The organism is Herbiconiux sp. SALV-R1 (genome assembly GCF_013113715.1).
Taxonomy (GTDB): Bacteria; Actinomycetota; Actinomycetes; order Actinomycetales; family Microbacteriaceae; genus Herbiconiux.
The window spans coordinates 1,277,242-1,288,689 of the sequence record NZ_CP053344.1; the positions used below are offsets into that span (position 1 = coordinate 1,277,242).

Consider the following 11,448-nt stretch of genomic DNA (forward strand, 5'->3'; position numbering starts at 1 on the left):
CCGATGCACTTGACTGAGCGCATGGCAGCACCCAGCACCCCTCAGCAGCGACTCGTGCTGACGGTCGCCATCCTCTCGGCGTTCGTGTCGTTCCTCGATGCGACGGTCATCAATGTGGCGCTGCCCGCCATCAGCCGCGACCTCGGCGGAGAGCTGTCGGCGCAGCAGTGGGTGGTCGACGCGTACCTGCTCACGCTCGGGGCCGTCATCCTGCTCGCCGGGTCGCTCTCCGACGTGTTCGGCCGCAAGAAGGTGCTGCTGGTCGGGCTCGTCGGCTTCGGCGTCACGTCACTCCTGTGCGCCTTCGCGCCCACCATCGAGTTCCTCATCGTGTCGCGGGGGCTGCAGGGTGTCGCCGGGGCGCTGCTCGTGCCGAGCTCGCTCGCGCTCATCCTCGCCACCTTCTCGGGGCCGCCGCAGGCGCGCGCCATCGGCACCTGGACGGCGTTCACCAGCGTCGCCAACATCGCCGGCCCCATCCTCGGCGGCGTGCTCGTCGACCAGCTCTCCTGGCGGCTCGTGTTCGGCATCAACGTGCTGCCCATCGTCGTCACCGTCGTGCTGCTGGCGAGGCTCGACTCCGACGCGCACCACGCGCCGGGCGCCCGGGTCGACGTGCTGGGCGCCGTGCTCGGCGTCGTCGGCCTCGGCCTCCCCGTCTTCGCCCTCATCGAGCAGGTGAACTTCGGATGGGGGTCGCCGGTCGTCTTCGTCCCCCTGGTCGTCGGGGTGGTCGCCCTGGTGCTGTTCGTCGTGCACGAGCGCCGGGCCCCGCAGCCGATGCTGCCGCTGTCGCTGTTCCGGGTGCGCAACTTCTCGGTGGGGAACGTGTCGACCTTCCTCATCTACGGTGCGCTCTCGCTCGGCTTCTTCAGCGTCGCCGTGTTCCTGCAGCAGGTGGCCGGGTACAGCGCGACCGAGGCGGGGTTCGCGATGATTCCGACGAGCATCCTGCTCATCGGGCTGTCGAGCCTGTTCGGGAGGCTCAGCGGGCGGCTCGGGCCGCGCCTGTTCATGACCGTCGGCCCGCTGCTGGCCGGCGGCGGGTTCTTCCTCATGCTCCGCTTCGACGACACCGCCGACTACCTCACCCAGGTGCTCCCGGCCGTCGTGGTGTTCGGCCTCGGCATGGCCATCACCGTGGCGCCGCTCACGAGCGCCATCCTCGGTGCCATCGAGCCCGCCCGCTCGGGCATCGCCTCGGCCGTGAACAACGCGGTCTCGCGGGTGGCCGGACTCATCTCGGTGGCGCTCGCGAGCGTCGTGGCGGGTTCGGTCGTGCTCGACCTGGCGGGCTTCCACCGGGTGGTGCTGGTGACCGCTGTATTCTTCGTGGCGGGCGCTCTGGTCTCCTTCGCGGGCATCCGCAACCCCGCCCCGGCCTCCCAGGCTGCGGTCAGCTAGCTGCAAGGGGGGTCGACCAGACTGAACCCCTCCCCCCGACTCTCACGAAGAGGAACCATGCGCAGAATCCCTGCACTCGCCGTCGCGGTCGCCGCCGCCTCCCTGCTGCTGGCCGGCTGCACGTCGAACGACGCCGCCGGGTCGACCGACAGCGCCACCAACGCCGCCGACTCGAGCGCCTGCGCCACCGACGGCAGCGCGTCGAAGGCCGTCACCGTCACGGGTGACTTCGGTGCCGCGCCCACCACGAGCTTCCAGGGTCCGCTCACCGTCGACTCCACTGAGCGCACCGTCGTGAGCGAGGGCGACGGCGAGGCGCTCGAGACCGGGTCGCTCGCCACCATCGACTTCACCATCTACAACGGCACCACGGGCGACAAGGCGTTCTCGACGCTCGACGAGGGCGGCACGCAGCTGCAGCTCACCGTCGACGCCACGCAGTACATCCCCGGCATCGTGCAGGCCGTGAACTGCGCCACCGTGGGCTCGCGCGTGGTCGCGGTCATCCCGCCCGCCGACGCCTTCGGCGACACCGGCAACCAGTCGCTCGGCATCGGCGCCGACGACTCCATGGTCATGGTCGCCGACATCGAGGCGATCGTGCCCACCCGCGCCGAGGGCGTCGACCAGCCCGCGCAAGACGGCTTCCCCTCGGTCACGCTCGACGACTCCGGCGCGCCCACCGTGTCGATCCCGTCGACGGATGCTCCCGCCGAGCTCAAGACCGAGGTGCTGAAGAAGGGCGACGGCCCGGTCGTCGGCGACGGCGACAGCGTCACCGTGCAGTACCAGGGCGTCATCTGGGGCAGCGGCCAGGTCTTCGACCAGAGCTGGGGCCAGGGCGGCCCGCGCACCTTCCAGACCACGGGTGTGGTCAGCGGCTTCGCCGCGGCGATGATCGGTCAGACGGTCGGCTCGCAGGTGCTCGTCATCATCCCGCCCGACCAGGGCTACGGCTCCGAGGGCAACTCGGCGGCCGGCATCTCGGGCACCGACACCCTCGTGTTCGTGATCGACATCCTGGCCACCGCCTCCGCCTAGCCCGCGCGCAGCCGCCCTCCCCTGGGGAGGGCGGCGTGGGAGGATGGGGGCGTGCGACGCGTCATCATCCTCGGCTCCACCGGTTCCATCGGCGTTCAGGCGCTCGACGTCATCAGGGCGAACCCCGAAGGGTTCGAGGTGGTGGGGCTCGTCGCGGGCAGCAACCGCGAGGCGCTCGACGCTCAGGCGGCGGAGTTCGGCGTGGCCGACACCGGCCTCGGCGAGCTCGAGGCCGAGCAGCTGGTGCGCGACATCGACGCCGACGTCGTGCTGAACGGCATCACCGGGTCGGTGGGGCTCGGCCCCACCCTCGCCACCCTCGAGGCCGGCCGCGTGCTCGCGCTGGCCAACAAGGAGAGCCTGATCGTCGGCGGCGACCTGGTGAAGAGCGTCGCGCGGCCGGGGCAGATCGTGCCCGTCGACTCCGAGCACTCCGCCATCGCGCAGGCGCTGCGGTCGGGTACGACGGGCGAGGTGTCCCGGCTCGTGCTCACGGCATCCGGTGGCCCCTTCCGCGGCCGGAGCCGCGCCGAGATGGCGGGGGTGACACCGCGCGAGGCGCTCGCGCACCCTACCTGGGACATGGGGCTCGTGGTCACGACCAACTCGGCGACCCTGGTGAACAAGGGGCTCGAGGTCATCGAGGCGCACCTGCTGTTCGACGTGGCGTTCTCCGACATCGAGGTCACCGTGCATCCGCAGTCGGTGGTGCACTCGATGGTCGAGTTCGTCGACGGGTCGACCATCGCGCAGGCGTCGCCGCCCGACATGCGGCTCCCCATCGCGCTCGGCATCAACTGGCCGGCGCGGGTCGCGGGCGTCGGCGCCCCGATCGACTGGACCGCCTCGCACAGCTGGACCTTCGAGCCCCTCGACGACGAGGCCTTCCCGGCAGTGGAGCTCGCCAAGAAGGTGGGGCGCGCCGGCGGCAGCTACCCCGCCGTGTTCAACGCGGCCAACGAGCAGGCGGTGACGGCGTTCCACGCCGGACGCATCGGCTTCCTCGACATCGTCGACACGGTGGCGCGGGTGGTCGACCTGCATGAGATGCCGTCGGAGGAGGTCACCCGGGAGTCGCTCGCCGAGACCGAGCTCTGGGCGCGGGCGACGGCGGATCGGCTCATCGCGGCGGCCTGACGCGTTCTTGCCGAGTGCACATGCGGCGCCCAGCCTACGGTCAGCGCGGTGTCCGAGGCCCGGGGTAGTGTCCTCCTGTGGAAACGGTCCTGCAGTTCATCCTCGGCGTGCTCATCGTCGCCGTCGGAGTCGCCATCTCGATCGGGCTGCACGAGGTCGGCCATCTGGTGCCCGCCAAGCTGTTCGGCATCAAGGTCACCCAGTACATGATCGGCTTCGGGCCGACGGTCTTCTCCCGCCGCCGCGGCGAGACGGAGTACGGCCTGAAGGCCATCCCGCTCGGCGGCTACGTCTCGATGATCGGCATGTTCCCGCCGCGGGGAGCCGGCGCCAAGGCCCGGGCGAACAGCACCGGGTTCTTCCAGTCGATGGTGCAGGATGCACGCGACCAGTCCCAGGAGTCCATCGGCGACGACGACGATCGCGCCTTCTACCGCAAGCCGGTGTGGCAGCGCATCATCGTCATGCTCGGCGGGCCGTTCATGAACCTCGTGCTCGCCGTCGTGTTCTTCTCCATCGTCGTCGTGGGCTTCGGCACGCTGCAGACCTCCACCACGGTCGGCAGCGTCTCGGCCTGCGTGCTGCCCGCCACGAGCGACCGCCAGAGCTGCGAGGCCGGCGACCAGGAGTCGCCGGGTGCCGCCGCGGGCCTGAAGCCGGGCGACAGGCTGGTGAGCCTCGACGGTGTCGCCATCACCTCGTGGGCCCAGTCGACCGACATCATCAAGAAGTCGTCGGGCGAGGCGCTCCCGCTCGTGGTCGAGCGCGACGGCCAGGAGGTCTCCCTCACGGTCACCCCGCTGCTCACCGAGCGCTACGTCACCGACGACGAGGGCGAGGTGGTGAAGAACGCCGACGGTACCTCCCAGACCCAGGAGGTGGGCTTCGTGGGCATCGGTGCCGCGCAGGAGCTGGTTCCGCAGCCCGTCACCTCCGTGCTGCCGATGGTGGGGGAGAACATCGCCGGCACCGCGGGCATCGTGCTCAACCTGCCCCAGCGGCTGTACGACGTCGCGCAGGCGGCGTTCGGCTCGGAGGAGCGCGACATCAACGGCCCCATCAGCGTGGTGGGCGTCGGCCGCGTCGCGGGTGAGATCGCCTCGCTCGACTCGATCTCGATCGAGTCGAAGGCGGCGAGCCTGCTGGGCCTCCTCGGTTCGCTCAACATCGCGCTCTTCGTCATCAACCTGGTGCCGCTCACCCCGCTCGACGGCGGGCACGTGGTCTCGGCACTGTGGGAAGGCATCCGTCGCTTCTTCGCGAAGCTGTTCGGGCGCCGCGACCCGGGGCCGGTCGACGCGGCGAAGCTCATGCCGTTGACCTTCGCGGTCGTCATCCTGTTCGGCGGCATGACCGCGCTGCTGGTGTACGCCGACATCGTGAAGCCGGTGAATATCTTCGGCTGACGCCTGCCGTTCAGACAGCGGTTCTAGACTGAATCCGTGCCAGCAATCAACCTGGGGATGCCCAAGCCCCCGCCCGAGACCCTCGCCCCCCGTCGCAAGTCGCGGCAGATCAAGGTGGGCAAAGTGCTGGTCGGTGGCGACGCCCCCGTGAGCGTGCAGTCGATGACCACGACGCCCACCCCGAACATCAACGCGACGCTTCAGCAGATCGCCGAGCTCACCGCATCCGGCTGCGACATCGTGCGGGTCGCGGTGCCCTCGCGTGACGACGCCGAGGCGCTGCCGATCATCGCGAAGAAGTCGCAGATCCCGGTGATCGCCGACATCCACTTCCAGCCGAACTACGTCTACGCGGCGATCGACGCCGGGTGCGCCGGGGTGCGCGTGAACCCGGGCAACATCCGCAAGTTCGACGACCAGGTGGGCAAGATCGCCGCCGCCGCCAAGGCCGCGGGAGTCTCCATCCGAATCGGTGTGAACGCCGGATCGCTCGACCCGCGGCTGCTCGAGAAGTACGGCAAGGCGACGCCCGAGGCGCTCATGGAGAGCGCCATCTGGGAGGCGTCGCTGTTCGAGGAGCACGACTTCCACGACTTCAAGATCTCGGTGAAGCACAACGACCCGATCGTCATGGTGAAGGCCTACCGGCTGCTCGCCGAGCGCGGCGACTGGCCGCTGCACCTCGGTGTCACCGAGGCCGGGCCCGCGTTCCAGGGCACCATCAAGAGCTCGACCGCGTTCGGCATCCTGCTCGCGGAGGGCATCGGCGACACCATCCGCGTTTCGCTCTCGGCCCCGCCGGCCGAGGAGGTGAAGGTGGGGCTGCAGATCCTGCAGTCGCTCAACCTCCGCGAGCGCAAGCTCGAGATCGTGTCGTGCCCGTCGTGCGGGCGCGCCCAGGTCGACGTGTACACGCTCGCGAACCAGGTCACGGAGGGGCTCGAGGGCATGTCGGTGCCGCTCCGGGTCGCCGTGATGGGCTGCGTCGTGAACGGCCCCGGCGAGGCCCGCGAGGCCGACCTCGGTGTCGCCTCCGGCAACGGCAAGGGCCAGATCTTCGTCAAGGGCGAGGTCATCAAGACCGTCCCCGAGGCCGACATCGTCGCCACCCTCATCGAAGAAGCCAACCGCCTCGCCGCCGACATGCCCACCGACGTCACCGGCACCCCCCAAGTCGTCACCGCGTAGCGCGGCTCCGCCGCGCCCGCGCGCCCGCGCCGCGCCCCGCGCGCCGCGGGTGCGCCCTGGGTGCGTGCGTGCCTGCCGCCCGTGCGTAGCAGCACCGACGCTGCACGAACGGTATGAGAACCCCGCACTCGAGCTCCCCCGGGCCTCGGCGCCCCAATCCTCATACCGTTCGTGCGTGTAGTGCTCCCCGCGCGCGTGCGCAGACGCCGGCCGAACGGTATGAGAATCGCGCGCTCAAGCTCCCCTGGGGCTCGGCGTGCCGATCCTCATACCGTTCGTGCGTGTGGAGCTGTCCGCGCGGGCGCGGGCGCACCCGCACGCAGAGCCGCGGGCGCAGCCAGGGCCACGGACTGCGGTGCTCGCGCGCCGACGGCATGCTCCTCGCGCAGTCGCCGGCCGACAGGTATGAGAATCGCGCGCCCGAGCTCCCCTGGGGCTCGGCATTCCGATTCTCATATCGTCAGTGCACGTCCTCATACCGTTGGTGCACCTCCCTGAACCGTTGGTGCACGCAAAGGCGTCCGCGCCAGCGGCAGACGCACTCGTGCGCAGGCGCGCCGCGCCGCCGCGGTCGCCCGCGCCGCGGGTCGGCGGCGGGTGTCTGGGCGCGAACCGCGCAGAGATGGTGCGTACTGGCGCGGAGGTGGTGCGAACTGTATGAGAATCGCGCGCTCGAGCCCTCCGGGGGCTCGGCGGCGGGATGCTCATACCAGGCGGGCGTGTCGGGAGCGCCAGAGGTGCTCGTCGGCTCGCACCAGGGCGAGCACGACGCGCTCGCACTCGGCCCAGTCGTGGGTGACCTGACGGTAGCTGAAGCGCAGCTCGCGGAAGCCCTGGGCCGCGAGGCCGCGGCTGCGCCGCCTGTCCTCTTCGAAGTCGGCAGGGCGGGAGTGCCATTCCCAGCCGTCGAGCTCGACCACGAGCCTGTCGCCCACCACGAGGTCGACGCGCCCGACCTCGGGCACCCACACCTGCGAGCGGACGCGCACACCGCGGCTGCGCAGCGCGAGTCGCGCCTTGGTCTCGAGGCCGGATTGAGCTGTCCCATCGACGAGAAGGCCGTAGGCCCGGTGCTTCGCCGGAAGGAGACCCAGCGCCTGCTCGAGCTGCGCGGGTGTGATCAGTCGCTGGTTGAGTGCGGAGTCCAGCGACGCCACGGCGTCGAGGCGCGACTGGCAGACGACGGCCTGCGCCAGAGCGGTCACGATGTCGTCGGCCGCTCGAGTGCTCGCACTCGCCCAGGCGGGGCGATGCACGCGAACGGCGTGGTCGTGCGACAGCGGTAGTCGTCGATCGAGCGGCGATCTCACCCTGCCCACGTTCGGAGCGAGCCGCACGTGCAGACGTCGGTCGTGCGCGCACCAGATGCCGTGCCGCCGGAGCACCGAGGTGCAGCTCAGGCAACCTCCGACACGCACGGCACCGGCGAGTTCGCGGTCGGCGCCGGCGAGCGCGAGCCACCCTTGCCTCACGCGCACCACCTCGCCCCGGCGCACCGACGCGCGCACCTCGCGGGTCGACACGCCGAGCTCATCGACGAGGTGGCCCAGTGAGGCGACGCCTCCCCTCGCGACGAGTGCATCGAGCAGCAGCATCCGTCGATGATCGGCTCCCGGCCCGCCGTTGGCCAGGGAATTCTCAAGTCAGGGCAGGGCTGTGGAGGGCAGAAGCCCTGTGCAGGAGCGCGATATCGTGGGGGAATGGTGCACTACTTCGACGACCTCGAGGTCGGGCAGGTGTTCGTGAGCCCGGGCAAGACCGTCACCGAGACCGACGTCGTGATGTTCGCCGCGCTCACGAACGACAACAACCAGGTGCACACCGACGTCGAGTTCGCGGCGGGCACCCGCTACGGCCAACGCGTCGTGCACGGACTCTACGGCACCTCGCTCAGCCTCGGCCTCATCGCGCGCACGGGCGTGTTCGAAGGCAGCGCGGTCGCCCTGCTCGGCATCGACGGCTGGCGCTTCGTCGCCCCCGTCTTCATCGGCGACACCCTCACCTGCACCGTCGAGATCGTCGGCACCCGCCTCACCTCGAAGGGCGACACCGGCGTCGTCGAACGCCTCGTCTCCCTGCGCAACCAGCGCGACGACCTGGTGCAGCAAGGCCGGCTCGACCTCCTGGTTCTCACCCGGGCCGCCGCCCGCTGACAGCACCGGATGCGCGCCACCGCCGGTAGTCGGCGGCACTGCGCGCGAGCCACGCCGGGGGTACGCCAGCGCCGGATGCTGGCTGCCGTGCGGGCGAACGCGGAGCACCGGATGCACGCCGCCGGATGCGCGCCACGGCCGGGTGCGCTACGGCCGGATGCGCGCCACGCCGGGTACACGCCGCCGCAGGATGCGCGCCGCTGTGCGGTGAGCGGGGAGCACAAGATGCTGGCCGCCGTGCGGGTGAACGGTGAGCACCCGGGTGCACGCCGCCGGATGCGCGCCACGGCCGAATGCGCTCGGGCCGGAAGCGCGGCACCGCCGGATGGGCGTCGCCGCCGGATGCGGGATGCCACGCCGGGTGGACAGGGAACAGGGATGCGGGTCACCGCCCGCCGCATCGAGCAGTTTTCGAGAATTCGGTGACGCATCCGGGCGCTACCGTGGAGTCAGTCAGCATCAACATCCGTCGCCGAGGAAAGGACGACCATCATGACTGCCGCCCGATCAGATGAGGGAAGCTTCTCTGCCGAGGAACGGCGGGCGATGAAGGAGCGGGCCGCGGAGCTCAAGGCGCAGGCGCGTCAGGGCAAGGCTGCCGAAAAGGCGAAGGCCGACGCCGACGCCCAAGCGGCGAAGATCGCGGCGATGGACGCGGGGGACCGGGCGATGGCCGAGCGGCTTCACGCGATCGTCGCGGAGGCGGCTCCCGAGCTGCAGCCGAAGCTCTACTACGGGCAGCCGGGGTGGGCGCGTGACGGGAAGGTGGTCGTGTTCTTCCGCAGTGGCGTGGGGGACAAGGAGCGGTACTCGACGCTCGGGTTCAGTTCGGCGGCAGCGCTCGACGACACGAGCGGCCTGTGGGAGACCGCCTACGCCCTCACCCGCATCGACGAGACATCCGCGGAACGCATCGCCTCGCTCGTGAGAAAAGCCGCAGGCTGACGCAGCCGACCCGACCGAAGCTGCCCGGCTGAAGCCCCTCAGCCGGAGCGCTCGCGCTGAACCTGATCGTCGTGCTCCTGCGACTTGTGCTCGAGGAAGGTGCAGAGCGCCGCGGTGATGGCGAGCTCGGCGTTGAGGGCGAGCAGCTCCTGCGGGCTCAGCACCAGGTCGGCCTCGAAGGGAACGATGGTCACCTCCCAGTGCGGGTTGCCGATGGCCACGGGCTGCATGTAGAGGTCGTTCGAGATGCTCTCGAGGCGCACCACGACGAGGCCGGTGTCGGAACCGTCCGACCCGTCTTGCGCGATCACCTCCAGGGCTCCGGCGACCTGGTGGCCCTCGGTCTGGAACTCGCGCACCCATTCCTCGAGGAGGGCCTTGGTGCGATACGACATACACCGAACCCTACGCGAGCCGCCTGTCAACCCTGGCACCTTGACTTCGCGTGACGACTGTGATCTGCGATATTTTGGACGCAGCCCAAAGTGAGGAGGAGAGGCTCGATCGGAACACTGTTCTACGGTGGCGACGCGCGGTTCGAGCTGTCAGACAGGCTGCTCGCACATCTCCAGGCCGTGATCGGTATGAAGCTCCGCCGCAACGAGAGCTTCTTCCTCTCCTGGGTCATCCCGCCCGAGGAGGGGAACGGGCGCAACGCCATCTGGGTCGACAGCGGTATGCCCATCCGCTTCCGCTACGAGGGCTCCCGACCGCCCCGCATCAACCGGGAGTGGGCCGAGACCCTCGCCCTCTCTGCCAACACGAACTTCGGTCTCGTCGTGTCGGAAGAGACCATCGAGCCGGGAGACGCTGCACACGGTCACGAACTGCAGTAAGGCCCCGAGCTCAGGCGGCCAGGTTCTCCCGCAGCGTCCTCCCCGGGTACCGCGGCGCGAGCGCCCCGCGCCGCCGCAGTTCCGGCACGAGCAGCTCCGAGAGGTCGCCGTACCCCGACGGCGCCGCGAGCGGACTCGCGAACATGTACCCGCCCCGGCTCCCGGTCGCCGCGAAGTTCTCCTCGAGCGCGTCGGCCACCTCACTCGCGGTGCCACACAGCGTGTGGTCGAGCCCTGTGGCGTGCCGCCACCCGTGCTCGAACAACTCGTCGCGCGTGATCGAGGCCGCGCCGCCGAGCTCGCCCACGAGCGCACCCACGAAGCCGCCCTGCGCCCCGTTCACGCGCGTGATCTCGGCAACGAGCTCATCGAGTGTGAACCGCGAAGGCAGTGTGGAGAAGTCGAACCCGACGTTGTGCGACAGGAACGCGCCGACGGCCTCCGGGTGCCAGAACGCCGCCACCTCGTCGCGCCGTTCGGCGGCTTCGCGCGCGCTCCGCCCGACGATCGCCTGCGTCGCCCAGAGGATGCCCACCGCCGACGCATCGCGCCCCGCCGCCGTGAGCGCCGCATCCAGTGCCGCCCGGTGCCGCTGCTGGCCCGCCACGCTCCCGCCGAATCCGAACACGAGCTCGACGAACTCGGCCGAGGTGGCGATGCCCTTCGGCGAGTTGCCGGCCTGCACGAGCACGGGCCAGCCCTGCGGGCTCGGCGCGCTCGCGAGCGGCCCCTTCACGCGGAAGTGCGTGCCGACGTGATCGATCGGATGCACGAGTGCCGCATCCGCGTACCGTCCCGTCGAGCGGTCGGCCACGATGGCCTCGGCCGGCACCGAGGCCCACAGCGCCCGGCAGACGGTCATGAACTCGCTCATGCGGTCGTAGCGCTCGTCGTGGTCCATGCGCTCGGCGAAGCCGTAGTTCGCCGCGTCGGCACCGCGCGCCGAGGCCACGACGTTGAAGGCGAGCCGCCCGCCGGTGACGTGGTCGAGCGAGTTGAGCAGCCTCGCCACGGTGAACGGATGCGCGAAGGTCGACGAGTAGGTCAGCCCGAACCCGATGTGCTCGGTCACCGCCGCCATCGAGGCGACCACCGGGCCCATGTCGTGCCGTGGCCACTGGATGCCCCACTCGACCGCCGCATCCATCGACCCCCGCCAGGTGTCGGGGATGCCGCTGCCGTCGCCGAAGAACAGCAGGTCGACGCCCGCCCGCTCCGCCGTGCGAGCGATCTCCTGGTAGATGCGCACGTCGGGGAAGGGGGCGCCCACCCACGACCCGGGTCGGGCCCAACGGCCTTCGGTGTGCGCGAAGGAGAGATCGAAGGCGGTGTGCATGC

11 protein-coding genes are annotated in these 11,448 nt (G+C 70.5%); 8 read left to right on the forward strand and 3 right to left on the reverse strand.

Annotated features, from left to right (window positions below; genetic code table 11):
- The first annotated feature begins 21 nt into the window (after positions 1–21).
- The 5 genes from HL652_RS06225 (at position 22) to ispG (ending at position 6,176) form a co-directional block, all read left to right on the forward strand.
- Positions 22–1,404, forward strand: coding sequence for an MFS transporter (locus HL652_RS06225; protein WP_171704523.1), 1,383 nt, complete (start codon positions 22–24; stop codon positions 1,402–1,404).
- 57 nt (positions 1,405–1,461) lie between these two features.
- On the forward strand, positions 1,462–2,445 hold the full coding sequence (locus HL652_RS06230) for an FKBP-type peptidyl-prolyl cis-trans isomerase (protein ID WP_171704525.1): 984 nt from the start codon (positions 1,462–1,464) through the stop codon (positions 2,443–2,445).
- A gap of 51 nt (positions 2,446–2,496) precedes the next feature.
- Complete coding sequence (locus HL652_RS06235) at positions 2,497–3,582, forward strand: 1-deoxy-D-xylulose-5-phosphate reductoisomerase (RefSeq protein WP_171704526.1); 1,086 nt, start codon at positions 2,497–2,499, stop codon at positions 3,580–3,582.
- A gap of 77 nt (positions 3,583–3,659) precedes the next feature.
- A complete protein-coding gene (locus tag HL652_RS06240) occupies positions 3,660–4,988 on the forward strand; it encodes a M50 family metallopeptidase (protein WP_171704527.1) in 1,329 nt (442 codons plus the stop codon).
- 57 nt (positions 4,989–5,045) lie between these two features.
- A complete protein-coding gene (ispG, locus tag HL652_RS06245; protein ID WP_171707215.1) occupies positions 5,046–6,176 on the forward strand; it encodes a flavodoxin-dependent (E)-4-hydroxy-3-methylbut-2-enyl-diphosphate synthase in 1,131 nt (376 codons plus the stop codon).
- Positions 6,177–6,880: 704 nt separating this feature from the next.
- Here ispG and HL652_RS06250 read toward each other — a convergent pair.
- Positions 6,881–7,771, reverse strand: a complete 891-nt coding sequence (locus HL652_RS06250; RefSeq protein ID WP_171704528.1) for an endonuclease domain-containing protein — start codon at positions 7,769–7,771, stop codon at positions 6,881–6,883.
- A gap of 105 nt (positions 7,772–7,876) precedes the next feature.
- Here HL652_RS06250 and HL652_RS06255 point away from each other — a divergent pair, with 105 nt between their 5' ends.
- Positions 7,877–8,329, forward strand: a complete 453-nt coding sequence (locus HL652_RS06255) for a MaoC/PaaZ C-terminal domain-containing protein (protein WP_171704529.1) — start codon at positions 7,877–7,879, stop codon at positions 8,327–8,329.
- Between the two features lie 492 nt (positions 8,330–8,821).
- Positions 8,822–9,274: a DUF1801 domain-containing protein gene (locus tag HL652_RS06260; RefSeq protein WP_171704530.1), complete on the forward strand. Its 453-nt coding sequence runs from the start codon at positions 8,822–8,824 to the stop codon at positions 9,272–9,274.
- Between the two features lie 38 nt (positions 9,275–9,312).
- Here HL652_RS06260 and HL652_RS06265 read toward each other — a convergent pair whose 3' ends face one another.
- Positions 9,313–9,669, reverse strand: a complete 357-nt coding sequence (locus tag HL652_RS06265; protein ID WP_171704531.1) for a hypothetical protein — start codon at positions 9,667–9,669, stop codon at positions 9,313–9,315.
- A 90-nt stretch (positions 9,670–9,759) separates the two neighbouring features.
- Here HL652_RS06265 and HL652_RS06270 point away from each other — a divergent pair, with 90 nt between their 5' ends.
- Positions 9,760–10,110 carry a DUF7882 family protein gene (locus tag HL652_RS06270; protein ID WP_253743682.1) on the forward strand — a complete coding sequence of 117 codons (351 nt, stop codon included), beginning with the start codon at positions 9,760–9,762 and terminating at the stop codon, positions 10,108–10,110.
- Between the two features lie 10 nt (positions 10,111–10,120).
- On the opposite strand, the gene HL652_RS06275 is transcribed toward HL652_RS06270, so the two are convergent.
- The gene (locus tag HL652_RS06275; protein WP_253743827.1) at positions 10,121–11,446 is read right to left on the reverse strand and encodes an NtaA/DmoA family FMN-dependent monooxygenase; all 1,326 of its coding nucleotides are present in this window, start codon (positions 11,444–11,446) and stop codon (positions 10,121–10,123) included.
- Positions 11,447–11,448: the final 2 nt, after the last annotated feature.

Excerpts from the sequence above, each read along its gene's own strand:
- HL652_RS06225 (WP_171704523.1), top strand. The coding sequence starts at position 22 with ATGGCAGCACCCAGCACCCCTCAGCAGCGACTCGTGCTGACGGTCGCC.
- HL652_RS06230 (WP_171704525.1), top strand. The coding sequence starts at position 1,462 with ATGCGCAGAATCCCTGCACTCGCCGTCGCGGTCGCCGCCGCCTCCCTG.
- ispG (WP_171707215.1), top strand. The coding sequence starts at position 5,046 with ATGCCCAAGCCCCCGCCCGAGACCCTCGCCCCCCGTCGCAAGTCGCGG.
- HL652_RS06250 (WP_171704528.1), bottom strand. The coding sequence starts at position 7,771 with ATGCTGCTGCTCGATGCACTCGTCGCGAGGGGAGGCGTCGCCTCACTG.
- HL652_RS06255 (WP_171704529.1), top strand. The coding sequence starts at position 7,877 with ATGGTGCACTACTTCGACGACCTCGAGGTCGGGCAGGTGTTCGTGAGC.
- HL652_RS06260 (WP_171704530.1), top strand. The coding sequence starts at position 8,822 with ATGACTGCCGCCCGATCAGATGAGGGAAGCTTCTCTGCCGAGGAACGG.
- HL652_RS06265 (WP_171704531.1), bottom strand. The coding sequence starts at position 9,669 with ATGTCGTATCGCACCAAGGCCCTCCTCGAGGAATGGGTGCGCGAGTTC.
- HL652_RS06275 (WP_253743827.1), bottom strand. The coding sequence starts at position 11,446 with ATGCACACCGCCTTCGATCTCTCCTTCGCGCACACCGAAGGCCGTTGG.